This is a genomic window from Caballeronia grimmiae, assembly GCF_022879615.1.
In the GTDB taxonomy this organism is placed as follows: Bacteria; Pseudomonadota; Gammaproteobacteria; order Burkholderiales; family Burkholderiaceae; genus Caballeronia; species Caballeronia grimmiae.
On sequence record NZ_CP084271.1, the window covers coordinates 260,714 to 283,528 of the forward strand.

Here is a 22,815-nt window from a genome sequence, read left to right on the forward strand (position 1 = left end):
GCGGGTGTAGCTCAATGGTAGAGCAGAAGCCTTCCAAGCTTATGACGAGGGTTCGATTCCCTTCACCCGCTCCAGTGTCGGTTAGTCAGTGCCCATGTGGCTCAGTGGTAGAGCACTCCCTTGGTAAGGGAGAGGTCGGCAGTTCGATCCTGCCCATGGGCACCAGTCGTATAAGTCTAGTGAGTAGTAAGTTGCGCGCGGCGCAAGGTGCGAAAATCCTGTTAGGAGTCGAAAATGGCCAAAGGTAAATTCGAGCGGACCAAGCCGCACGTGAACGTGGGCACGATCGGTCACGTTGACCACGGCAAGACCACGCTGACGGCAGCGATCACGACGGTGCTGACCAAGAAGTTCGGCGGCGAAGCAAAGGCATACGACCAGATCGATGCAGCGCCGGAAGAAAAGGCACGTGGTATCACCATCAACACCGCGCACGTCGAGTACGAAACGGCTAACCGCCACTACGCACACGTCGACTGCCCGGGCCACGCCGACTACGTGAAGAACATGATCACGGGCGCGGCGCAGATGGACGGCGCAATCCTGGTGTGCTCGGCCGCCGACGGCCCGATGCCGCAAACGCGTGAGCACATCCTGCTGGCGCGTCAGGTCGGTGTGCCGTACATCATCGTGTTCCTGAACAAGTGCGACATGGTCGACGACGCCGAGCTGCTCGAGCTGGTCGAAATGGAAGTGCGCGAGCTTCTGTCGAAGTACGACTTCCCGGGCGACGACACGCCGATCATCAAGGGTTCGGCCAAGCTGGCGCTGGAAGGCGACACGGGCGAGCTGGGCGAAGTGGCGATCATGAACCTGGCCGACGCGCTGGACACGTACATCCCGACGCCGGAACGCGCAGTTGACGGTTCGTTCCTGATGCCGGTGGAAGACGTGTTCTCGATCTCGGGTCGCGGCACGGTGGTGACGGGTCGCGTCGAGCGCGGCGTGGTGAAGGTCGGCGAGGAAATCGAAATCGTCGGTATCAAGCCGACGGTGAAGACCACTTGCACGGGCGTGGAAATGTTCCGCAAGCTGCTCGACCAAGGTCAGGCAGGCGACAACGTCGGTATCCTGCTGCGCGGCACGAAGCGTGAAGACGTCGAGCGTGGCCAGGTGCTGGCCAAGCCGGGTTCGATCACCCCGCACACGCACTTCACCGCTGAAGTGTACGTGCTGAGCAAGGATGAAGGCGGCCGCCACACGCCGTTCTTCAACAACTACCGTCCGCAGTTCTACTTCCGTACGACGGACGTGACGGGCTCGATCGAGCTGCCGAAGGACAAGGAAATGGTGATGCCGGGCGACAACGTGTCGATCACGGTCAAGCTGATCGCCCCGATCGCCATGGAAGAAGGTCTGCGCTTCGCTATCCGTGAAGGCGGCCGTACCGTCGGCGCAGGTGTCGTTGCTAAGATTATCGAGTAAGAGCCAGAGATCTCTCGGTAGTCTGTAGTTTTCGGGGTCGGCGAAACCGTCGGCCCCAAATGGTTTAGGGGTATAGCTCAACTGGCAGAGCGTCGGTCTCCAAAACCGAAGGTTGGGGGTTCGATTCCCTCTGCCCCTGCCAAATTCTCGCGCCATGTGGCGCTGTTTAAGGTGTTATGGCGAATCCTTCCGTCGAAACTGTTAATACTTCCGGCGACAAGCTGATGTTGTCGGCTGGTGTATTGTTGGTCTTGGCCGGGTTCGTGGGTTTTTTTCTGCTCGACCGCCAAGAGTGGTATGTGCGCGGTGCGGCGCTTGCCGTCGGTCTGATCGCCGGTGTCGCTGTCGGTCTGGTTTCTGCGCCTGGTAAAAGCTTTATCGCGTTCGCCAAAGACTCCTACAAGGAAGTTCGCAAGGTTGTCTGGCCGACACGGAAAGAGGCAACGCAGACCACTCTTGTGGTGTTTGCATTTGTCCTCGTCATGGCCATTCTGCTTTGGCTTAGCGATAAGTCGATCGAATGGGTGATTTTCTCGGCGATTCTGGGTTGGAAATGATATGAGCGATACTCCGACATCCCCGAGTGGTAAGCGTTGGTATGTGGTGCACGCCTACTCCGGCATGGAGAAGAGCGTGCAACGTGCGCTTCAGGAGCGCATCGAGCGGGCCGGGATGCAAGACCAGTTTGGTCAGATTCTCGTCCCGACCGAAGAAGTGGTTGAAGTAAAGGGTGGTCACAAGTCGGTTACAGAGCGTCGTTTCTTCCCAGGATACGTCTTGGTTGAGATGGAAATGACGGACGAAACGTGGCATTTGGTCAAGAACACGGCCAAGGTCACCGGATTCATCGGCGGCACACGCAATCGGCCAAGCCCGATCTCACCGCGTGAAGTCGAAAAGATCATGTCGCAGATGCAGGAAGGTGTCGAGAAGCCGCGGCCGAAGACGCTTTTCGAGGTGGGCGAGATGGTTCGCGTGAAGGAAGGTCCTTTCACCGACTTCAACGGCAACGTCGAGGAAGTGAACTACGAGAAGTCCAAGGTTCGTGTCTCCGTCACGATCTTCGGCCGATCGACACCGGTCGAACTAGAGTTCGGCCAGGTCGAAAAGACTTGATTCGAATACATCGCGCGTAGCCTCGTGGCTGTCGCGCGATTCGCGCTTACGGTCCGCGTCATGACCGTTGAGGAGCGTCAGTAGGCGGCAACGTCGAACGCGCGCTATCACTCACCGAACGCTCACGCGTTCAGCAGAGGTTTTCAACATGGCAAAGAAAATCATCGGCTTTATCAAGCTGCAGATTCCTGCAGGTAAAGCCAACCCGTCGCCGCCGGTCGGTCCGGCACTGGGCCAGCGCGGCCTGAACATCATGGAGTTCTGCAAGGCGTTCAACGCGCAGACTCAGGGCATGGAGCCGGGTCTGCCGGTGCCGGTCGTCATTACGGCATTCGCGGACAAGAGTTTCACGTTCATCATGAAGACGCCGCCGGCTACCGTTCTGATCAAGAAGGCAGCCGCTGTGCAGAAGGGTTCGCCCAAGCCGCACACCGACAAGGTCGGCAACATCACCCGCGCTCAAGCGGAAGAAATCGCGAAGACCAAGATGCCGGATCTTACGGCAGCTGATCTGGACGCCGCTGTGCGCACCATCGCTGGTAGCGCGCGTTCGATGGGTATCACTGTGGAGGGCGTGTAAATGGCTAAGCTTTCGAAGCGCCTTCAGGCATTCGCGAACAAGGTTGATCGTCAGAAGCTGTACGCGATCGACGACGCACTGGCACTCGTGAAGGAATGCGCGAGCGCCAAGTTCGACGAGTCGATCGACGTTGCTGTGCAACTCGGCATCGATGCGAAGAAGTCGGACCAGGTCGTTCGTGGCTCGGTCGTTCTGCCGGCCGGTACCGGTAAGTCGGTGCGTGTCGCAGTGTTCGCGCAAGGCGAAAAGGCTGAGCAGGCTCGCGCCGCTGGTGCGGAAGTCGTCGGCATGGAAGACCTCGCTGAGCAAGTGAAGGCCGGTAACCTGGACTTCGACGTCGTGATCGCTTCGCCGGACACGATGCGCGTAGTCGGTACGCTGGGCCAGATCCTCGGTCCGCGCGGCCTGATGCCGAACCCGAAGGTTGGCACGGTTACGCCGGACGTCGCTCAGGCAGTTCGTAACGCCAAGGCAGGTCAGGTGCAGTTCCGCGTCGACAAGGCCGGTATCATCCACGGCACGATCGGTCGCGCATCGTTCGAACCGGCTTCGCTGCGTCAAAACCTGGCTGCGCTGATCGATGCGCTGCAAAAGGCCAAGCCGGCGACCAGCAAGGGCGTGTACCTGCGCAAGGTTGCACTGTCGAGCACGATGGGTGTCGGCGTTCGCGTGGATCAGTCCACGCTGGCGCAGTAAAAGAATTCCGGCGCGGTCGTCAGGCCGCGTCTAACAGGGCTTTGGGCGGTTGTGTAGCGGCAATAGCGTTGCGCAACCGGTTGTCAAAGACCGTTGGTGGTGGTGCGGAAGTCGAGCAACGCCTTAATTCAAGCCAACGCAGATGGCGAACCCGAAACAGTTTTGCAGTGGTTGAAGTCGTTTGTCGTGCGTCGTTAGACGGACACTAATCGATCGAAATACTCCTAACAGTCGGACGCCGTTGTTGAACGTGGTGCATGAGGGTTGGACACCCGAGTGCATCGAATCTGGAGGTTTAACCGTGCCACTGAACAAAGAAGATAAGCAGGCAGTCGTCGCTGAAGTCGCCGCGCAAGTCGCGAAGGCTCAGACGATGGTGCTCGCTGAGTATCGTGGGATCACGGTTGGCGATCTGACCAAGCTGCGCGCGAAAGCGCGTGAGCAACAGGTGTATCTGCGCGTGTTGAAAAACACGCTGGCGCGTCGCGCTGTCGAAGGTACCCCGTTCGCTTCGCTGGCTGAGCAGATGACCGGTCCTCTGATCTACGGCATCTCGGAAGATGCCATTGCCGCTGCCAAGGTCGTCAACGACTTCGGCAAGAGCAATGACAAGTTGATCATCAAGGCTGGTTCCTACGAAGGCAAGGTGATGGATCAGGCGGGCGTGCAAGCGCTGGCCAGCATCCCGAGCCGTGAAGAGCTGCTCTCCAAGCTGTTGTTCGTCATGCAAGCGCCTGTTTCCGGCTTTGCGCGCGCTTTGGCCGCGCTTGCTGAGAAGCAAGGCGAAGCTGCATAACGCAGCCGCTTGGGCGCTCGTCGCTCAGTCAGGTATTAGCTAGATCGCTAGCTCGATCCGAATTCAATTTAGGAGTATTTCAAATGGCAATCGCAAAAGAAGACATCCTGGAAGCCGTTGGCGCGATGTCGGTTCTGGAACTGAACGAGCTGGTCAAGGCGTTCGAAGAAAAGTTTGGCGTGTCGGCAGCTGCTGTTGCTGTCGCTGGCCCGGCTGGTGGTGGTGCTGCCGCTGCTGCTGAAGAGCAAACCGAGTTCACCGTGAACCTGCTCGAAACTGGCGCGAACAAGGTTTCCGTCATTAAGGCTGTTCGCGAACTGACGGGTCTCGGCCTGAAGGAAGCGAAGGACCTGGTCGACGGCGCACCGAAGCCCATCAAGGAAGCGGTGCCGAAGGCTGCTGCTGAAGAAGCGAAGAAGAAGCTGGAAGACGCTGGCGCGAAGGCTGAAATCAAGTAAGTTTCATTGCGCTGTGCGAAGGCTGGCGGTTTTTCACCGCCGGCCTTTTTGTGCTTTGTGGGGACATAGTTTTTATGCTTGCGGGCAAGCATAAACGTCCCTGCAGAAGCCAAAGAAAACGGTCGGATCGGCAGAAATTTCCGGCAGTTCTCTTTGTCTTCTGAAGCGACTGCAGAAGGCAAGTTTGGTCGGGTAGCGGGAAACACAGGCATCCGCTGCCGTCAGCCAGCGGTTGGTAGCGGCCAACCACCAAGCTTCTAGACTCGCGCGTCCTCCCCGGACAGCGGCGCGGGTCTCAGTCGGTGAACACCGGGCCGTGTCGTCGAGGTATCCCGCCTCGGTAACGCCCGCCGTGATTCGGAGATCGTATGCAATATTCCTTCACCGAGAAGAAGCGTATTCGCAAGAGTTTCGCGAAGCGCCCCATCGTTCACCAAGTTCCCTTTTTGCTGGCGACCCAGCTTGAATCATTCCAGACGTTTCTGCAAGCGGATACGTCTTCCTCGCAGCGCAAAGCGGAAGGCTTGCAGGCCGCGTTTACGTCTGTTTTCCCGATCGTTTCGCACAACGGTTTTGCGCGTCTCGAGTTCGTCAGCTACATGCTGTCGCCGCCCGCATTCAACATCAAGGAATGCCAGCAGCGCGGCCTGACGTACTGTTCCGCCCTGCGCGCGAAGGTCCGTCTCGTTCTCCTCGACAAAGAGTCGCCGAGCAAGCCCGTCGTCAAGGAAGTGAAGGAGCAGGAAGTGTACATGGGCGAAATTCCGCTCATGACGCCGACTGGCTCGTTCGTCATCAACGGTACTGAGCGCGTGATCGTGTCGCAGCTCCACCGTTCGCCTGGCGTGTTCTTCGAGCACGACAAAGGCAAGACGCATAGTTCCGGCAAGCTGCTGTTCTCGGCGCGGATCATTCCTTACCGCGGTTCGTGGCTCGACTTCGAATTCGACCCGAAGGACGTGCTGTACTTCCGCGTCGACCGTCGTCGCAAGATGCCGGTCACGATCCTGCTGAAGGCCATCGGTCTTTCGCCGGAACAGATCCTCGCGAACTTCTTCGTGTTCGACAACTTCGCGCTGATGAACGAAGGCGCGCAGATGGAGTTCGTGCCGGAGCGTCTGCGTGGTGAAGTCGCGCGCTTCGACATTCAGGATCGCGAAGGCAACGTCATCGTCACGAAGGACAAGCGGATCAACGCGAAGCACATTCGCGACCTCGAAAACGCCAAGACGAAGTTCATCTCGGTGCCCGAGGAGTATCTGCTCGGCCGCGTGCTGGCGAAGAACGTGATCGATCCCGACACCGGCGAAGTCATCGCGAACGCCAACGAGGAAATCACGGAATCCGTCCTCGAGAAGCTGCGCGAAGCCAAGGTCAAGGACATCCAGACGCTCTACACGAACGATCTGGACCAAGGCCCGTACATCTCGTCGACGCTGCGTATCGACGAAACCGCGGACAAGATGGCCGCGCGCATTGCGATCTATCGCATGATGCGCCCGGGCGAGCCGCCGACCGAAGAAGCGGTCGAGGCGCTGTTCAACCGTCTGTTCTATAGCGAAGACGCGTACGACCTGTCGAAGGTCGGCCGCATGAAGTTCAATCGCCGCGTTGGCCGCGATGAAATCATCGGGCCGATGACGCTGCAGGACGACGACATCCTCGCGACCATCAAGATCCTCGTCGAGCTGCGCAACGGCAAGGGCGAAGTGGACGACATCGACCACTTGGGCAACCGTCGCGTGCGTTGCGTGGGCGAACTGGCGGAAAACCAGTTCCGCGCGGGTCTCGTGCGTGTGGAGCGCGCGGTCAAGGAACGCCTCGGCCAGGCCGAAAGCGAAAACCTGATGCCGCACGACCTGATCAACTCGAAGCCGATTTCGTCGGCGATTCGCGAGTTCTTCGGTTCGTCGCAGCTCTCGCAGTTCATGGACCAGACCAATCCGCTGTCGGAAATCACGCACAAGCGCCGCGTTTCCGCACTCGGCCCGGGCGGTCTGACGCGCGAGCGCGCCGGCTTCGAAGTCCGCGACGTGCACCCGACGCACTATGGCCGCGTGTGCCCGATTGAAACGCCGGAAGGTCCGAACATCGGCCTGATCAACTCGCTCGCGCTGTACGCGCACCTGAACGAATATGGCTTCCTCGAAACGCCGTATCGCAAGGTCGTGGATAGCAAGGTGACGGATCAGATCGACTATCTGTCGGCGATCGAAGAAGGTCGTTACGTGATCGCTCAGGCGAACGCGGCAGTGGGCGAAGACGGCACGCTGACCGACGAACTCGTGTCGTCGCGTGAAGCCGGCGAAACGATGATGGTCACGCCGGACCGCATCCAGTACATGGACGTGGCGCCGTCGCAGATCGTGTCGGTGGCGGCGTCGCTGATTCCGTTCCTCGAGCACGACGACGCGAACCGCGCGTTGATGGGCTCGAACATGCAGCGTCAGGCCGTGCCGTGTCTGCGTCCGGAAAAGCCGGTCGTCGGTACGGGCATCGAGCGTACGGTGGCGGTCGACTCGGGTACGACGGTTCAGGCAATGCGTGGCGGCGTCGTGGACTATGTCGACGCGGGCCGTATCGTGATTCGCGTGAACGACGACGAAGCCGTAGCCGGCGATGTCGGCGTGGACATCTACAACCTGATCAAGTACACGCGTTCGAACCAGAACACGAACATCAACCAGCGTCCGATTGTGAAGATGGGCGACAAGGTTGCGCGCGGCGACGTGCTGGCTGACGGCGCCTCGACGGATCTGGGCGAGCTCGCGCTCGGCCAGAACATGCTGGTCGCGTTCATGCCGTGGAACGGCTACAACTTCGAAGACTCGATCCTGATCTCGGAAAAAGTCGTGGCCGACGACCGTTACACGTCGATCCACATCGAAGAACTGAACGTCGTCGCTCGCGACACGAAGCTTGGACCGGAAGAAATCACGCGCGACATTTCGAACCTCGCGGAAGTGCAGCTTGGCCGTCTCGACGAGTCGGGCATCGTGTACATCGGCGCGGAAGTCGAAGCGGGCGACGTGCTGGTCGGCAAGGTCACGCCGAAGGGCGAAACCCAGCTGACGCCGGAAGAAAAGCTGCTGCGCGCGATCTTCGGTGAGAAGGCGTCCGACGTGAAGGACACGTCGCTGCGCGTGCCGTCTGGCATGAGCGGCACGGTCATCGACGTGCAAGTGTTCACGCGCGAAGGCATCACGCGCGACAAGCGTGCACAACAGATCATCGACGATGAACTGAAGCGCTATCGCCTCGACTTGAACGACCAGCTGCGTATCGTGGAAGGCGATGCGTTCCAGCGTCTCGCGCGCATGCTGAACGGCAAGGTCGCGAACGGCGGTCCGAAGAAGCTCGCGAAGGGCACGAAGATCGACCTGGCTTACCTCGAAGACCTCGACCACTACCACTGGTTCGACATCCGCCTCGCGGACGAAGAAGCAGCAGCGCAGTTGGAAGCGATCAAGGACTCGATCGAGCAGAAGCGTCACCAGTTCGACCTCGCGTTCGAAGAGAAGCGCAAGAAGCTCACGCAAGGCGACGAACTGCCGCCGGGCGTGCTGAAGATGGTCAAGGTGTATCTCGCGGTCAAGCGTCGCCTGCAGCCTGGCGACAAGATGGCGGGCCGTCACGGTAACAAGGGTGTCGTGTCGAAGATCGTGCCGATCGAAGACATGCCGTACATGGCCGATGGCCGTCCGGCTGACGTCGTGCTCAACCCGCTCGGCGTTCCGTCGCGGATGAACGTGGGTCAGATTCTCGAAGTGCATCTGGGCTGGGCCGCGAAGGGTCTCGGCTGGCGCATCGGCGAGATGATGCAGCGTCAGGCGAAGATCGAAGAAATGCGTGTGTTCCTGACGCAGATCTATAACGAGTCGGGCCGCAAGGAAGAGCTGGAAAGCTTCTCCGACGACGAAATCCTCGAACTCGCGAAGAATCTGCGCGAAGGCGTGCCGTTCGCAACGCCGGTGTTCGACGGCGCCACGGAAGGCGAAATGGAGCGCGCGCTGGATCTGGCGTTCCCGGACGACATCGCTCAGAACCTGGGCATGAACTCGTCGAAAAATCAGGTCACGCTGCACGACGGCCGCACGGGTGAGCCGTTCGAGCGTAAGGTCACGGTCGGCTACATGCACTACCTGAAGCTGCACCACTTGGTCGACGACAAGATGCACGCGCGTTCGACCGGTCCGTACTCGCTCGTTACGCAGCAGCCGCTGGGTGGTAAGGCGCAGTTCGGTGGTCAGCGCTTCGGTGAAATGGAAGTGTGGGCGCTCGAGGCGTATGGCGCATCGTATGTGCTGCAGGAAATGCTGACGGTCAAGTCGGACGACGTGACGGGCCGGACCAAGGTTTATGAGAACCTGGTCAAGGGCGATCACGTGATCGACGCGGGCATGCCGGAATCCTTCAACGTGTTGGTGAAGGAAATCCGCTCGCTCGGTATCGATATCGATCTCGACCGCAACTAATCGGACTACGGAGAGAAAGCAATGAAAGCTCTGCTCGATCTATTCAAGCAAGTCCAACAAGAAGAAGTCTTTGATGCGATCAAGATCGGCCTCGCGTCGCCCGACAAGATCCGTTCGTGGTCGTTCGGCGAAGTGAAGAAGCCGGAGACCATCAACTACCGCACGTTCAAGCCGGAGCGGGATGGTCTGTTTTGCGCCAAGATTTTCGGGCCGATCAAGGACTACGAGTGCCTGTGCGGCAAGTACAAGCGCCTGAAGCACCGTGGCGTGATCTGTGAAAAGTGCGGCGTCGAAGTGACGCTGGCGAAGGTGCGCCGTGAGCGGATGGGCCACATCGAGCTGGCCTCGCCGGTCGCGCACATCTGGTTCCTGAAGTCGCTGCCGTCGCGTCTGGGCATGGTCCTCGACATGACGCTGCGCGACATCGAGCGCGTGCTGTACTTCGAAGCATACGTAGTCATCGATCCGGGCATGACGCCGCTGAAAGCGCGGCAGATCATGACCGAAGAGGATTACTACAACAAGGTCGAAGAGTACGGTGACGAGTTCCGTGCCGAGATGGGCGCGGAAGGCGTGCGCGAGTTGCTGCGCGCTATCAACATCGACGAACAGGTCGAAACGCTGCGCACGGAACTGAAGAACACCGGCTCCGAAGCGAAGATCAAGAAGTACGCGAAGCGCCTGAAGGTGCTCGAGGCCTTCCAGCGTTCGGGCATCAAGCCTGACTGGATGGTGCTCGAAGTGCTGCCGGTGCTGCCGCCGGAACTGCGTCCGCTCGTGCCGCTCGACGGCGGCCGTTTCGCGACGTCGGACCTGAACGACCTGTATCGCCGCGTGATCAACCGTAACAACCGGCTGAAGCGTCTGCTCGAACTGAAGGCGCCTGAAATCATCGTCCGCAACGAAAAGCGGATGCTGCAGGAAGCCGTCGATTCGCTGCTCGACAACGGTCGTCGCGGGAAGGCCATGACGGGTGCGAACAAGCGTCCGTTGAAGTCGCTCGCCGACATGATCAAGGGCAAGGGCGGTCGTTTCCGTCAGAACTTGCTCGGAAAGCGTGTCGACTACTCGGGCCGTTCGGTCATCGTTGTGGGTCCGACGCTCAAGCTGCATCAGTGCGGTCTGCCGAAGCTGATGGCGCTCGAACTGTTTAAGCCTTTCATCTTCAACAAGCTGGAAGTGATGGGCGTCGCGACGACCATCAAGGCCGCGAAGAAGGAAGTCGAGAACCAGACGCCGGTGGTGTGGGACATTCTCGAAGAAGTCATTCGCGAACATCCGGTCATGCTGAACCGCGCACCGACGCTGCACCGTCTCGGCATTCAGGCTTTCGAGCCGGTGCTGATCGAAGGTAAGGCAATCCAGCTGCACCCGCTCGTTTGCGCGGCGTTCAACGCCGACTTCGACGGTGACCAGATGGCCGTGCACGTGCCGCTGTCGCTTGAAGCGCAGATGGAAGCGCGCACGCTGATGCTGGCGTCGAACAACGTCCTGTTCCCGGCCAACGGCGATCCGTCGATCGTGCCGTCGCAGGATATCGTGCTCGGCCTGTATTACGCATCGCGTGAAGCGGTGAACGGCAAGGGCGAAGGCCTGACGTTCACGGGCGTGTCCGAAGTGATTCGTGCGTACGAGAACAAGGAAGTCGAGCTGGCTTCGCGCGTCAACGTCCGCATCACCGAAATGGTGGCGAACGAAGATCAGAGCGAAGGCGCGCCGAAGTTCGTGCCGAAGATCACGCTGTACGCGACGACCGTCGGCCGTTCGATCCTGTCGGAGATTCTGCCGCCGGGCCTGCCGTTCTCGGTGCTGAACAAGCCGCTGAAGAAGAAGGAAATCTCGCGCCTGATCAACACGGCGTTCCGCAAGTGCGGTCTGCGCGAGACGGTGATCTTCGCCGACCAGCTCATGCAGATGGGTTTCCGTCTTGCAACGCGCGCCGGCATCTCGATCTGCGTGGACGACATGCTCGTTCCGCCGCAGAAAGAGACGATCGTCGGCGACGCCGCGAAGAAGGTGAAGGAGTACGACCGTCAGTACATGTCGGGTCTCGTCACCGCGCAAGAGCGCTATAACAACGTGGTCGACATTTGGTCGGCGACGTCGGAAGCGGTCGGCAAGGCGATGATGGAGCAGCTCGCAACCGAGCCCGTGGTGGATCGCGAAGGCAAGGAAACGAAGCAGGAGTCGTTCAACTCCATCTACATGATGGCCGACTCGGGCGCCCGTGGTTCCGCTGTGCAGATTCGTCAGCTCGCCGGTATGCGCGGCCTGATGGCGAAGCCGGACGGCTCGATCATCGAAACGCCGATTACCGCGAACTTCCGCGAAGGCCTGAACGTGCTGCAGTACTTCATCTCGACGCACGGGGCACGTAAGGGTCTGGCGGATACGGCGCTGAAGACGGCGAACTCGGGTTACCTGACGCGTCGTCTCGTCGACGTGACGCAGGATCTGGTCGTGGTCGAAGAAGATTGCGGCACGTCGAACGGCGTGGCGATGAAGGCGCTGGTCGAAGGCGGTGAAGTCGTCGAAGCGCTGCGTGACCGCATTCTCGGTCGCGTCGCGGTGGCGGACGTGGTCAATCCGGAAACGCAAGAAACGATGTACGCGTCGGGCGAACTGCTCGACGAAGACGCGGTGGAAGAGATCGAGCGCCTCGGCATCGACGAAGTGCGCGTGCGTACGCCGCTGACCTGCGAAACGCGTTACGGCCTGTGCGCCTCGTGCTACGGCCGCGACCTGGGTCGTGGTTCGCGCGTGAACGTCGGCGAAGCGGTCGGCGTGATCGCGGCGCAGTCGATCGGCGAACCGGGCACGCAGCTCACGATGCGTACTTTCCACATCGGTGGTGCGGCGTCGCGTGCGGCGGTTGCATCGACGGTGGAAGCGAAGTCGAACGGTACGGTGCGTTTCACGGCCACGATGCGCTACGTCACTAACGCGAAGGGCGAGCAGGTTGTCATCTCGCGTTCGGGCGAGGCGATCATCGCGGACGACTTCGGTCGCGAGCGTGAGCGTCACAAAGTGCCGTACGGCGCGACGCTGCTGCAACTCGACGGCGCGCAAATTAAGGCCGGCGCGCAACTCGCGCAGTGGGATCCGCTGACGCGTCCGATCATCACCGAGTGGGGCGGTACGGTGAAGTTCGAGAACGTCGAAGAAGGCGTGACGGTTGCCAAGCAGATCGACGACGTGACCGGTCTTTCGACCCTCGTCGTGATCGATGCGAAGCGCCGCGGCTCGCAGGCTGGCAAGAGCGTGCGTCCGCAGGTCAAGCTGCTCGACGCGAACGGCGAGGAAGTGAAGATCCCGAACACCGAGCATTCGGTGCAGATCGGCTTCCAGGTCGGCGCACTGATCACCGTTAAGGATGGTCAGCAAGTGCAGGTCGGTGAAGTGCTGGCGCGTATCCCGGTTGAAGCGCAGAAGACACGTGACATTACCGGTGGTCTGCCGCGTGTGGCCGAACTGTTCGAAGCGCGCTCGCCGAAGGACGCCGGCATTCTGGCGGAAGTCACGGGCACGACGTCGTTCGGTAAGGACACGAAGGGCAAGCAGCGTCTCGTCATCACGGACCTCGAGGGCAATCAGCACGAGTTCCTGATCGCGAAGGAAAAGCAGGTGCTGGTGCACGATGGTCAGGTCGTCAACAAGGGCGAAATGATCGTCGACGGTCCGGCTGATCCGCACGACATCCTGCGTCTGCAGGGTATCGAGGCGCTGTCGCGTTACATCGTGGACGAAGTGCAGGACGTGTACCGTCTGCAGGGCGTGAAGATCAACGACAAGCACATCGAAGTGATCGTGCGTCAGATGCTGCGCCGTGTTCAGATCACCGACAACGGCGATACGCGCTTCATTCCGGGCGAACAAGTGGAGCGATCGGACATGCTCGACGAGAACGACCGCATGATCGCGGAAGACAAGCGTCCGGCGACCTACGAGAACGTGCTGCTGGGTATTACGAAGGCGTCGCTGTCGACGGATTCGTTCATCTCGGCGGCGTCGTTCCAGGAAACCACTCGCGTGCTGACCGAAGCTGCGATCATGGGCAAGCGCGACGACCTGCGGGGCCTGAAGGAAAACGTGATCGTCGGCCGTCTGATTCCGGCCGGTACGGGTCTCGCGTTCCACAAGGCGCGCAAGACGAAGGAGTCGGCGGATCGCGAACGCTTCGACCAGATCGCTGCCGAAGAGGCATTCGATTTCGGTACGCCGGAAACCCCGGCAGCGGAGCAGCAGCCGCATACCAACGAGTAAGCGAGCCGCGTTTCTCGTAGCACCCTCAAACCGCCCGGTACGCGCCGGGCGGTTTTTTTTTCACCTCGCGTTTTCGTAACGCACCTCGTCCGAACAGCCAACGTCACGATGACCGCGTGGCATTCGAGCGTGCGTTGATAAAATCCGATATTCCCCGTTGCCGCAGTTCGCGCCTCCGCTATGACCCGTTCGCTCCAGATCCTCAATGAAGTTTTCGGCTATCCGGCGTTTCGCGGACAGCAGGCGGAGATCGTCGAGCACGTTGCCAACGGCGGCGATTCGCTCGTGCTGATGCCGACGGGCGGCGGCAAATCGTTGTGCTATCAGATTCCGTCGCTGGTGCGGAAGGAAGCGGGTCTCGGCGCGGGAATCGTCGTGTCGCCGCTGATCGCGCTGATGCAGGATCAGGTCGCGGCGCTCACCGAAGTCGGCGTGCGCGCCGCATATCTCAATTCGACGCTATCGGGCGCTGAAGCCGCCGCCACCGAGCGCGCGCTGCGCAATGGGTCGATCGACTTGCTCTACGTGGCGCCCGAGCGCCTGATGACTCCGCGCTTCCTCGATCTGCTCGACAGTTCGCCGGTCGGCCTGTTCGCCATCGACGAGGCGCACTGCGTCTCGCAGTGGGGCCACGATTTCCGGCCCGAGTACATTCAGCTCTCCGTGCTGCATGAGCGGTTTCCGAACGTCCCGCGCATCGCGCTGACGGCGACCGCCGACGCGATCACGCGCGACGAAATCGTGCATCGGCTGGCGCTCGACGATGCACGCATTTTCGTGTCCAGCTTCGATCGGCCGAATATTCGTTATCGGATCGTCGAGAAGGACAACGCGCGCTCGCAGCTGCTCGATTTCATTCGCGCGGAGCACGCGAACGGCGACGGCACGACCGACGCGGGCGTGGTCTATTGCCTCTCGCGCCGGAAAGTAGAAGAGACCGCCGAATGGCTCAAAGGGCAGGGCCTCCGCGCGCTGCCGTATCACGCGGGCATGGAGTTCGAAACGCGGCAGAAGCATCAGGAGATGTTTCAGCGCGAGGAAGGCATCGTCATGTGCGCGACGATTGCGTTCGGCATGGGCATCGACAAACCGGACGTGCGCTTCGTCGCGCATCTGGACTTGCCAAAGAGCGTCGAGGGCTACTATCAGGAAACCGGCCGGGCGGGCCGCGACGGAATGCCCGCGAACGCATGGATGGCCTACGGTCTGGGCGACGTCGTGCAGCAACGCAGGATGATCGACGAGTCCGATGCAGACGACGCCCACAAGCGTGTCCAGGGCGGCAAGCTCGATGCGCTTTTGGGCCTCTGCGAAGCCGCGACGTGCCGGCGCGTGCGCCTGCTCGCGTACTTCGGCGAGACGAGCACGCCATGCGGAAACTGCGACACATGTCTGGAGCCGCCCGCATCCTTCGATGCCACGCGCGAAGCGCAGATGGCGCTGTCGTGTGTCTATCGCGCACACAAGGCGAGCGGCTTCCATTTCGGCGCGGGGCATCTGATTGACATCCTGCGCGGGACGCGTAGCGAAAAAGTGCTGCAACGTGGCCACGAGAAGATTTCGACTTTCGGCGTCGGCGCGGCGCTGTCCGAGCAGGAATGGCGCGCGGTGTTCCGGCAGCTCGTCGCGTTCGGCTATCTCGCCGTCGATCACGACGGCTTCGGCGCGCTCGTTCTCACCGACGCGAGCAAGCCGGTGCTCAAGGGCGAGGAACGCGTCACGCTGCGCAAGTACGTGAAGCCGGTGCGCAACCGGCAATCGTCGGGGCGCACCGGCGAACGCGCCGATCCGACGGCGGGCATGTCCGCGCGCGAGAAGGCGCGCTGGGAACGCTTGCGGACCTGGCGCTCGGAAACCGCGAAGAGCGACGGCGTGCCGGCCTACGTCATCTTTCACGACGCGACGCTCGCCGAAATCGCCCGCAGTGATCCTGACACCATCGACGACCTGCGGCATATCCCCGGCATCGGCGTGCGAAAACTGGAGCGTTTCGGCGACGAACTGCTCGACGTGGTCGGCGCGGATTGACGTTCTCGCGGCGCGTTGCGCATTAATTCACGCAACGTGTTGACCGCATTGGGATTTTCAGAATATCATGCTAGGTTCTCGTTCTTGGGGAAGTTTCGGACGCGGCCTAAAGCCGGTCAGTCCAGGCGAATCCATCCACGAGAAGGTCAGACGCGCGGTTCTTCACGCTTTGCCCGTTCGGAATCGCGCCGATTTTGTTCATTTTTAGGATTAGACAATGCCAACCATCAATCAACTGGTTCGCAAAGGCCGCACGTCGGAAACGACGAAGAGCAAGTCGCCGGCCCTGCAGGACTGCCCGCAGCGTCGCGGCGTGTGCACCCGCGTGTACACGACGACGCCGAAGAAGCCGAACTCGGCACTTCGTAAAGTTGCAAAAGTTCGCCTCACGAATGGCTTCGAAGTCATTTCGTACATCGGCGGTGAAGGCCACAACCTGCAGGAACACTCGGTCGTGCTGATTCGCGGCGGCCGTGTGAAGGACTTGCCGGGTGTGCGTTACCACATGGTTCGCGGCTCGCTGGATACCCAGGGCGTCAAGGATCGTAAGCAAGCTCGCTCGAAGTACGGTGCGAAGCGTGCCAAGGCTGGCAAGTAATAGCCAGCTGTTGCAGTCGTATGAGGTCGCCGCAAGGCGGTAAAGGCGGTGGTGCCGGAAGTGCCGGTGCTATCGAGTAAGTGGTCACCCGGCCAAGCTGGTTTAGTCGAGAGATGGATCGGGTTAGTTGGTGGCCGCGGAGCGAACAACGCTCCAACTGAAAAAAGTAAAGGAAGAATCATGCCGCGTCGTCGCGAAGTCCCCAAGCGGGAAGTGTTGCCGGATCCGAAGTTCGGCAACGTAGATGTAGCCAAGTTCATGAACGTGCTGATGCTCTCCGGCAAGAAGTCGGTTGCCGAGCGTATCGTGTACGGCGCTTTTGAACAGATCCAGACCAAGGGTGGCAAGGACCCGCTGGAAGTGTTCACGGTCGCGCTCAACAACGTGAAGCCGGTGGTCGAAGTGAAGAGCCGCCGCGTTGGTGGTGCGAACTATCAAGTTCCGGTCGAAGTGCGTCCCTCGCGTCGTATGGCATTGGCGATGCGTTGGTTGCGTGAAGCCGCGAAGAAGCGCAGCGAAAAGTCGATGGCCCTGCGCCTGGCAGGTGAGCTCTCCGAAGCGGCTGAAGGCCGCGGCGGCGCGATGAAGAAGCGCGACGAAGTTCACCGCATGGCCGAGGCCAACAAGGCATTCTCGCATTTCCGTTTCTAAGCTCCCGCTCGTAGAGCAAACGGAAAAATCAGGGCGGGTGCGCTGTTTCAGGCGCCTCGCCCGTTTGTGTTAGGGCGCTGCCGGTTCATAAGCAATGATCCGGCGCGTCGACCGAATAAAGGATCCAAAGTGGCTCGCAAGACACCTATCGAGCGCTACCGCAACATCGGTATTAGCGCTCACATCGACGCCGGCAAGACGACGACGACCGAGCGCATCCTGTTCTACACGGGCGTGAACCACAAGATCGGCGAAGTTCACGACGGCGCAGCAACGATGGACTGGATGGAGCAGGAGCAGGAGCGCGGCATCACCATCACGTCGGCTGCTACCACGGCCTTCTGGAAGGGCATGGGCGGCAACTATCCCGAGCACCGCATCAACATCATCGACACCCCGGGGCACGTCGACTTCACGATCGAAGTGGAGCGCTCGATGCGCGTCCTCGACGGCGCGTGCATGGTCTACTGCGCAGTGGGCGGCGTGCAGCCGCAGTCGGAAACCGTGTGGCGTCAGGCGAACAAGTACAAGGTTCCCCGTCTCGCGTTCGTCAACAAGATGGACCGTACCGGCGCGAACTTCTTCAAGGTCTACGACCAGCTGAAGACCCGCCTGAAGGCGAACCCGGTTCCCGTCGTGGTGCCGATCGGCTCGGAAGAGAGCTTCAAGGGCGTCGTCGATCTGCTGAAGATGAAAGCGATCATTTGGGACGAAGCGTCGCAAGGCACGAAGTTCGACTACGTCGACATCCCGGCTGAACTCGTTGACTCGTGCAACGAGTGGCGCGAGAAGATGATCGAGTCCGCTGCTGAAGCCAGCGAAGAGCTGATGGAAAAGTACCTCGGCGGCGAAGAGCTGAGCGAAGCGGAAATCGTCAAGGCGATCCGCGACCGGACCATCGCGTGCGAAATTCAGCCGATGCTGTGCGGCACCGCGTTCAAGAACAAGGGCGTGCAGCGCATGCTCGACGCGGTCATCGACTTCCTGCCGTCGCCGATCGACATTCCCCCGGTCACGGGCGAACTGGAAAGCGGCGAGCGGGGCGAGCGTCGCGCAGCCGACGACGAGAAGTTCTCGGCGCTGGCGTTCAAGATCATGACCGACCCGTTCGTTGGTCAATTGATCTTCTTCCGCGTGTACTCGGGTGTCGTGAATTCGGGCGATACCATCCTGAACGCGACCAAGGACAAGAAGGAACGTCTGGGCCGTATTCTGCAGATGCACGCGAATCAGCGTGAAGAAATCAAGGAAGTGCGCGCAGGCGACATCGCCGCGGCCGTCGGCCTGAAGGAAGCGACGACCGGCGATACGCTGTGCGACCCGGCAAGCCCGATCGTTCTGGAACGCATGATTTTCCCGGAACCGGTGATTTCGCAGGCAGTCGAGCCGAAGACGAAGGCTGACCAGGAAAAGATGGGCCTGGCGCTGAACCGTCTCGCGCAGGAAGACCCGTCGTTCCGCGTTCAAACGGACGAAGAATCGGGCCAGACCATCATTTCGGGCATGGGCGAGCTCCACCTCGAAATTCTGGTCGACCGTATGAAGCGCGAATTCAACGTGGAAGCAACCGTCGGCAAGCCGCAGGTTGCGTACCGCGAAACCATTCGCACGACGGCCGCCGATGTCGACGGCAAGTTCGTCAAGCAGTCGGGTGGTCGCGGCCAGTACGGTCACGCGGTCATCACGCTGGAGCCGAACGAGCAGGGCAAGGGCTACGAGTTCCTGGACGAGATCAAGGGCGGCGTGATCCCGCGCGAATACATCCCGGCCGTGGACAAGGGTATCCAGGAAACGCTGAAGTCGGGCGTGCTGGCTGGCTTCCCGGTTGTGGACGTGAAGGTTCACCTGACGTTCGGTTCGTACCACGACGTCGACTCGAACGAAAACGCGTTCCGCATGGCCGGCTCGATGGCCTTCAAGGAAGCAATGCGCAAGGCAAGCCCGGTCATCCTCGAACCGATGATGGCCGTGGAAGTCGAAACGCCGGAAGACTACATGGGCAACGTGATGGGCGATTTGTCCGGCCGTCGCGGTATCGTCCAGGGCATGGAAGACATGGTTGGCGGCGGCAAGATCGTGCGCGCCGAAGTGCCGCTGTCCGAAATGTTCGGCTATTCGACCTCGCTGCGTTCGCTGACGCAAGGCCGTGCAACGTACACGATGGAATTCAAGCACTATGCTGAAGCTCCGCGTAACGTCGCCGACGCGATCATCAACGCCAAGGGTAAGTAATACCCCAGAGTCATTCGGCGCAAGCCACAAGCTCTAACCGATAAACAATCTTTGAACGAAGGTAATCATGGCAAAAGGTAAATTCGAGCGGACCAAGCCGCACGTGAACGTGGGCACGATCGGTCACGTTGACCACGGCAAGACCACGCTGACGGCAGCGATCACGACGGTGCTGACCAAGAAGTTCGGCGGCGAAGCAAAGGCATACGACCAGATCGATGCAGCGCCGGAAGAAAAGGCACGTGGTATCACCATCAACACCGCGCACGTCGAGTACGAAACGGCTAACCGCCACTACGCACACGTCGACTGCCCGGGCCACGCCGACTACGTGAAGAACATGATCACGGGCGCGGCGCAGATGGACGGCGCAATCCTGGTGTGCTCGGCCGCCGACGGCCCGATGCCGCAAACGCGTGAGCACATCCTGCTGGCGCGTCAGGTCGGTGTGCCGTACATCATCGTGTTCCTGAACAAGTGCGACATGGTCGACGACGCCGAGCTGCTCGAGCTGGTCGAAATGGAAGTGCGCGAGCTTCTGTCGAAGTACGACTTCCCGGGCGACGACACGCCGATCATCAAGGGTTCGGCCAAGCTGGCGCTGGAAGGCGACACGGGCGAGCTGGGCGAAGTGGCGATCATGAACCTGGCCGACGCGCTGGACACGTACATCCCGACGCCGGAACGTGCAGTTGACGGTTCGTTCCTGATGCCGGTGGAAGACGTGTTCTCGATCTCGGGTCGCGGCACGGTGGTGACGGGTCGCGTCGAGCGCGGCGTGGTGAAGGTCGGCGAGGAAATCGAAATCGTCGGTATCAAGCCGACGGTCAAGACCACTTGCACGGGCGTGGAAATGTTCCGCAAGCTGCTCGACCAAGGTCAGGCGGGCGACAACGTCGGTATCCTGCTGCGCGGCACGAAGCGTGAAGACGTCGAGCGTGGCCAGGTGCTGGCCAAGCCGGGTTCGATCACGCCGCACACGCACTTCACCGCTGAAGTGTACGTGCTGAGCAAGGACGAAGGCGGCCGCCACACGCCGTTCTTCAACAACTACCGTCCGCAGTTCTACTTCCGTACGACGGACGTGACGGGCTCGATCGAGCTGCCGAAGGACAAGGAAATGGTGATGCCGGGCGACAACGTGTCGATCACGGTCAAGCTGATCGCCCCGATCGCCATGGAAGAAGGTCTGCGCTTCGCTATCCGTGAAGGCGGCCGTACCGTCGGCGCAGGTGTCGTTGCTAAGATTATCGAGTAAAATCTCGGTCTTACTCGAAGTCGTAGTACAGAAGTAATGTGACCGGGGCCGGGTGTTCGCCCTCAGCGAATATCCGGTCCCTCGCTCTTTTGCCAAATCGGCGGCGCAACACCGCCTCGCTCTTTTTAAGGAATTGTCATGCAGAACCAGAAAATCCGCATTCGTCTGAAGGCTTTCGACTATCGCCTGATCGATCAATCGGCAGCCGAGATCGTCGATACGGCGAAGCGGACTGGCGCGATCGTCCGTGGCCCGGTGCCGCTGCCGACGCGTATTCAGCGTTTTGACATCCTGCGTTCGCCGCACGTCAACAAGACGTCGCGCGACCAGCTCGAAATCCGTACGCACCAGCGCCTGATGGACATCGTCGATCCGACCGACAAGACGGTCGACGCGCTGATGAAGCTCGATCTGCCGGCCGGTGTGGACGTCGAAATCAAGCTGCAGTAAGCCTACAAAGCTCCGCCGGCATGCCGGACGGAGCTAAGTCTTTGATTGCTTGCAGAAAACGAAAAGCCTTGTTATACTCCAAGGCTTTTCGCGCATTTGCGCAAAAAAGTCTGTCGGGTTTCGGGCGCAAGTTCGTAAGCGCGGCGGGCATTTTGTAATCAGCCCCGACCAATCGCAGTCGGGAATGGAGAAAACGATGAGCCTTGGACTCGTAGGTCGCAAGGTTGGCATGACCCGTATCTTCACGCCTGAAGGGGATTCGATCCCCGTCACCGTGCTGGACGTGTCGGACAACCGCGTGACGCAGATCAAGACCGTTGAAACGGATGGCTATGCCGCCGTTCAGGTTGCATTCGGTACTCGCCGCGCATCGCGCGTGACGAAGCCGCTGGCGGGTCATCTCGCCAAAGCCGGTGTTCAAGCCGGTGAAATTCTCAAGGAATTCCATATCGACGCAGCCAAGGCAGGTGAACTGTCGAACGGCGCCGTTGTCGGTACGGACATTTTCGAAGTCGGCCAGAAGGTTGACGTGCAAGGCACGTCGATCGGTAAGGGCTACGCCGGTACCATCAAGCGCTACAACTTCGCCTCGGGCCGCGCAACGCACGGTAACTCGCGTTCGCACAACGTTCCGGGTTCGATCGGTATGGCACAGGATCCGGGTCGTGTGTTCCCCGGCAAGCGCATGACGGGTCACCTCGGTGACGAAACCGTCACGGTGCAAAATCTCGAAATCGCCCGCATCGACGCTGAGCGCAATCTGCTGCTCGTTCGCGGTGCTGTTCCGGGTGCGAAGGGCGGCAAGGTCTTCGTGACCCCGGCTGTCAAGACGCGTGCTGTGAAAGGAGCGAAATAATGGAACTTAAGCTCCTGAATGCCAATGGTCAGGAAGGCGCTGGCGTGACCGCATCGGACGTCGTGTTCGGTCGCGATTACAACGAAGCCCTGATTCACCAGGTCGTGGTGGCTTATCAAGCCAACGCACGCAGCGGCAACCGCGCTCAGAAGGACCGTGAGCAGGTCAAGCACACCACCAAGAAGCCGTGGCGTCAGAAGGGTACGGGCCGCGCTCGTGCCGGTATGTCGTCGAGCCCGCTGTGGCGTGGCGGTGGTCGCATTTTCCCGAACTCGCCGGAAGAAAACTTCTCGCACAAGGTCAACAAGAAGATGCATCGCGCAGGCCTCTGCTCGATCTTCTCGCAGTTGGCTCGCGAAGGCCGCATCTCGGTGGTCGAGGATCTCGCGCTCGAAGCGCCGAAGACCAAGCTGTTGGCCGAAAAATTCAAGGCGATGGGTCTCGACTCCGTGTTGGTCATTACCGATACGGTTGACGAAAACCTGTACCTCGCGTCGCGCAACCTGGCCCACGTGGCGGTTGTCGAGCCGCGTTACGCCGACCCGCTCTCGCTGATCTACTTCAAGAAGATTCTGATCACGAAGGCTGCGGTCGCTCAGATCGAGGAGTTGCTGTCATGAGCGAAGTTCGCAAAAACGATCATCGTTTGATGCAAGTTCTGCTCGCGCCGGTGATCTCCGAAAAGGCGACGCTGGTTGCCGACAAGAACGAACAAGTCGTGTTCGAAGTCGCGCCGGACGCCACGAAGCAGGAAGTCAAGGCTGCTGTCGAGCTGCTGTTCAAGGTCGAAGTCAATTCCGTCAACGTGCTCGTCACGAAAGGCAAAGCCAAGCGCTTCGGCCGTTTCAACGGCAAGCGCAAGGACGTGAAGAAGGCATACGTCTGCCTGAAGCCCGGCCAGGAAATCAACTTTGAAGCGGAGGCCAAGTAACC

18 protein-coding genes and 3 tRNA genes are annotated in these 22,815 nt (G+C 60.4%); all 21 read left to right on the forward strand.

All coding sequences use genetic code 11. From position 1 onward, the window contains the following. A tRNA-Gly gene (locus LDZ21_RS01250) sits at positions 1 to 74 on the forward strand. A gap of 16 nt (positions 75 to 90) precedes the next feature. After that, positions 91 to 165: transfer RNA gene (locus LDZ21_RS01255), tRNA-Thr, on the forward strand. Between the two features lie 69 nt (positions 166 to 234). Then, positions 235 to 1,425, forward strand: coding sequence for an elongation factor Tu (gene tuf / locus LDZ21_RS01260; protein ID WP_061138394.1), 1,191 nt, complete (start codon positions 235 to 237; stop codon positions 1,423 to 1,425). 66 nt (positions 1,426 to 1,491) lie between these two features. Then, positions 1,492 to 1,567: transfer RNA gene (locus LDZ21_RS01265), tRNA-Trp, on the forward strand. A 34-nt stretch (positions 1,568 to 1,601) separates the two neighbouring features. Next, a complete protein-coding gene (secE, locus tag LDZ21_RS01270) occupies positions 1,602 to 1,982 on the forward strand; it encodes a preprotein translocase subunit SecE (protein WP_035970528.1) in 381 nt (126 codons plus the stop codon). A 1-nt stretch (position 1,983) separates the two neighbouring features. Then, positions 1,984 to 2,541: a transcription termination/antitermination protein NusG gene (gene nusG, locus LDZ21_RS01275; protein WP_035970531.1), complete on the forward strand. Its 558-nt coding sequence runs from the start codon at positions 1,984 to 1,986 to the stop codon at positions 2,539 to 2,541. Between the two features lie 148 nt (positions 2,542 to 2,689). Then, the gene (gene rplK, locus LDZ21_RS01280) at positions 2,690 to 3,121 is read left to right on the forward strand and encodes a 50S ribosomal protein L11 (RefSeq protein ID WP_035970533.1); all 432 of its coding nucleotides are present in this window, start codon (positions 2,690 to 2,692) and stop codon (positions 3,119 to 3,121) included. After that, positions 3,122 to 3,817 carry a 50S ribosomal protein L1 gene (gene rplA, locus LDZ21_RS01285; RefSeq protein WP_035970535.1) on the forward strand — a complete coding sequence of 232 codons (696 nt, stop codon included), beginning with the start codon at positions 3,122 to 3,124 and terminating at the stop codon, positions 3,815 to 3,817. A 301-nt stretch (positions 3,818 to 4,118) separates the two neighbouring features. After that, the gene (gene rplJ / locus LDZ21_RS01290; protein WP_035970537.1) at positions 4,119 to 4,613 is read left to right on the forward strand and encodes a 50S ribosomal protein L10; all 495 of its coding nucleotides are present in this window, start codon (positions 4,119 to 4,121) and stop codon (positions 4,611 to 4,613) included. An 83-nt stretch (positions 4,614 to 4,696) separates the two neighbouring features. Continuing rightward, positions 4,697 to 5,071: a 50S ribosomal protein L7/L12 gene (gene rplL / locus LDZ21_RS01295; protein ID WP_244793883.1), complete on the forward strand. Its 375-nt coding sequence runs from the start codon at positions 4,697 to 4,699 to the stop codon at positions 5,069 to 5,071. A 368-nt stretch (positions 5,072 to 5,439) separates the two neighbouring features. Continuing rightward, positions 5,440 to 9,546 carry a DNA-directed RNA polymerase subunit beta gene (rpoB, locus tag LDZ21_RS01300; protein WP_035970540.1) on the forward strand — a complete coding sequence of 1,369 codons (4,107 nt, stop codon included), beginning with the start codon at positions 5,440 to 5,442 and terminating at the stop codon, positions 9,544 to 9,546. A 21-nt stretch (positions 9,547 to 9,567) separates the two neighbouring features. Beyond that, positions 9,568 to 13,809, forward strand: coding sequence for a DNA-directed RNA polymerase subunit beta' (rpoC, locus tag LDZ21_RS01305; protein WP_035970543.1), 4,242 nt, complete (start codon positions 9,568 to 9,570; stop codon positions 13,807 to 13,809). Positions 13,810 to 13,989: 180 nt separating this feature from the next. Continuing rightward, positions 13,990 to 15,837, forward strand: coding sequence for a DNA helicase RecQ (gene recQ / locus LDZ21_RS01310; RefSeq protein WP_244793884.1), 1,848 nt, complete (start codon positions 13,990 to 13,992; stop codon positions 15,835 to 15,837). A 217-nt stretch (positions 15,838 to 16,054) separates the two neighbouring features. Beyond that, positions 16,055 to 16,435, forward strand: coding sequence for a 30S ribosomal protein S12 (rpsL, locus tag LDZ21_RS01315; protein ID WP_006053290.1), 381 nt, complete (start codon positions 16,055 to 16,057; stop codon positions 16,433 to 16,435). 180 nt (positions 16,436 to 16,615) lie between these two features. Beyond that, complete coding sequence (gene rpsG / locus LDZ21_RS01320) at positions 16,616 to 17,086, forward strand: 30S ribosomal protein S7 (protein ID WP_006053291.1); 471 nt, start codon at positions 16,616 to 16,618, stop codon at positions 17,084 to 17,086. Positions 17,087 to 17,215: 129 nt separating this feature from the next. Continuing rightward, complete coding sequence (gene fusA, locus LDZ21_RS01325; RefSeq protein ID WP_244793885.1) at positions 17,216 to 19,318, forward strand: elongation factor G; 2,103 nt, start codon at positions 17,216 to 17,218, stop codon at positions 19,316 to 19,318. A gap of 67 nt (positions 19,319 to 19,385) precedes the next feature. Continuing rightward, positions 19,386 to 20,576 (forward strand): elongation factor Tu, encoded by a 1,191-nt coding sequence (gene tuf, locus LDZ21_RS01330; RefSeq protein ID WP_061138394.1) that lies wholly within the window; start codon positions 19,386 to 19,388, stop codon positions 20,574 to 20,576. A 138-nt stretch (positions 20,577 to 20,714) separates the two neighbouring features. Beyond that, positions 20,715 to 21,026: a 30S ribosomal protein S10 gene (gene rpsJ / locus LDZ21_RS01335; protein WP_006998489.1), complete on the forward strand. Its 312-nt coding sequence runs from the start codon at positions 20,715 to 20,717 to the stop codon at positions 21,024 to 21,026. A gap of 196 nt (positions 21,027 to 21,222) precedes the next feature. After that, positions 21,223 to 21,882 carry a 50S ribosomal protein L3 gene (gene rplC, locus LDZ21_RS01340; protein WP_035967717.1) on the forward strand — a complete coding sequence of 220 codons (660 nt, stop codon included), beginning with the start codon at positions 21,223 to 21,225 and terminating at the stop codon, positions 21,880 to 21,882. Next, positions 21,882 to 22,502, forward strand: coding sequence for a 50S ribosomal protein L4 (gene rplD / locus LDZ21_RS01345; protein WP_035967598.1), 621 nt, complete (start codon positions 21,882 to 21,884; stop codon positions 22,500 to 22,502). Before rplC ends, rplD begins: the two co-directional genes overlap by 1 nt. Then, positions 22,499 to 22,813, forward strand: a complete 315-nt coding sequence (gene rplW / locus LDZ21_RS01350; protein ID WP_035967599.1) for a 50S ribosomal protein L23 — start codon at positions 22,499 to 22,501, stop codon at positions 22,811 to 22,813. The genes rplD and rplW overlap by 4 nt, the downstream gene beginning before the upstream one ends. Positions 22,814 to 22,815: the final 2 nt, after the last annotated feature.

What these genes read in the sequence shown, in the direction of transcription:
- rpoB (WP_035970540.1), top strand. Translation starts at nt 5,440, where the DNA reads ATGCAATATTCCTTCACCGAGAAGAAGCGTATTCGCAAGAGTTTCGCG.
- rplK (WP_035970533.1), top strand. Translation starts at nt 2,690, where the DNA reads ATGGCAAAGAAAATCATCGGCTTTATCAAGCTGCAGATTCCTGCAGGT.
- nusG (WP_035970531.1), top strand. Translation starts at nt 1,984, where the DNA reads ATGAGCGATACTCCGACATCCCCGAGTGGTAAGCGTTGGTATGTGGTG.
- rpsJ (WP_006998489.1), top strand. Translation starts at nt 20,715, where the DNA reads ATGCAGAACCAGAAAATCCGCATTCGTCTGAAGGCTTTCGACTATCGC.
- rplL (WP_244793883.1), top strand. Translation starts at nt 4,697, where the DNA reads ATGGCAATCGCAAAAGAAGACATCCTGGAAGCCGTTGGCGCGATGTCG.
- rplA (WP_035970535.1), top strand. Translation starts at nt 3,122, where the DNA reads ATGGCTAAGCTTTCGAAGCGCCTTCAGGCATTCGCGAACAAGGTTGAT.
- rplC (WP_035967717.1), top strand. Translation starts at nt 21,223, where the DNA reads ATGAGCCTTGGACTCGTAGGTCGCAAGGTTGGCATGACCCGTATCTTC.
- recQ (WP_244793884.1), top strand. Translation starts at nt 13,990, where the DNA reads ATGACCCGTTCGCTCCAGATCCTCAATGAAGTTTTCGGCTATCCGGCG.
- rplD (WP_035967598.1), top strand. Translation starts at nt 21,882, where the DNA reads ATGGAACTTAAGCTCCTGAATGCCAATGGTCAGGAAGGCGCTGGCGTG.
- secE (WP_035970528.1), top strand. Translation starts at nt 1,602, where the DNA reads ATGGCGAATCCTTCCGTCGAAACTGTTAATACTTCCGGCGACAAGCTG.
- tuf (WP_061138394.1), top strand. Translation starts at nt 235, where the DNA reads ATGGCCAAAGGTAAATTCGAGCGGACCAAGCCGCACGTGAACGTGGGC.
- rpoC (WP_035970543.1), top strand. Translation starts at nt 9,568, where the DNA reads ATGAAAGCTCTGCTCGATCTATTCAAGCAAGTCCAACAAGAAGAAGTC.
- rpsG (WP_006053291.1), top strand. Translation starts at nt 16,616, where the DNA reads ATGCCGCGTCGTCGCGAAGTCCCCAAGCGGGAAGTGTTGCCGGATCCG.
- rpsL (WP_006053290.1), top strand. Translation starts at nt 16,055, where the DNA reads ATGCCAACCATCAATCAACTGGTTCGCAAAGGCCGCACGTCGGAAACG.
- rplW (WP_035967599.1), top strand. Translation starts at nt 22,499, where the DNA reads ATGAGCGAAGTTCGCAAAAACGATCATCGTTTGATGCAAGTTCTGCTC.
- tuf (WP_061138394.1), top strand. Translation starts at nt 19,386, where the DNA reads ATGGCAAAAGGTAAATTCGAGCGGACCAAGCCGCACGTGAACGTGGGC.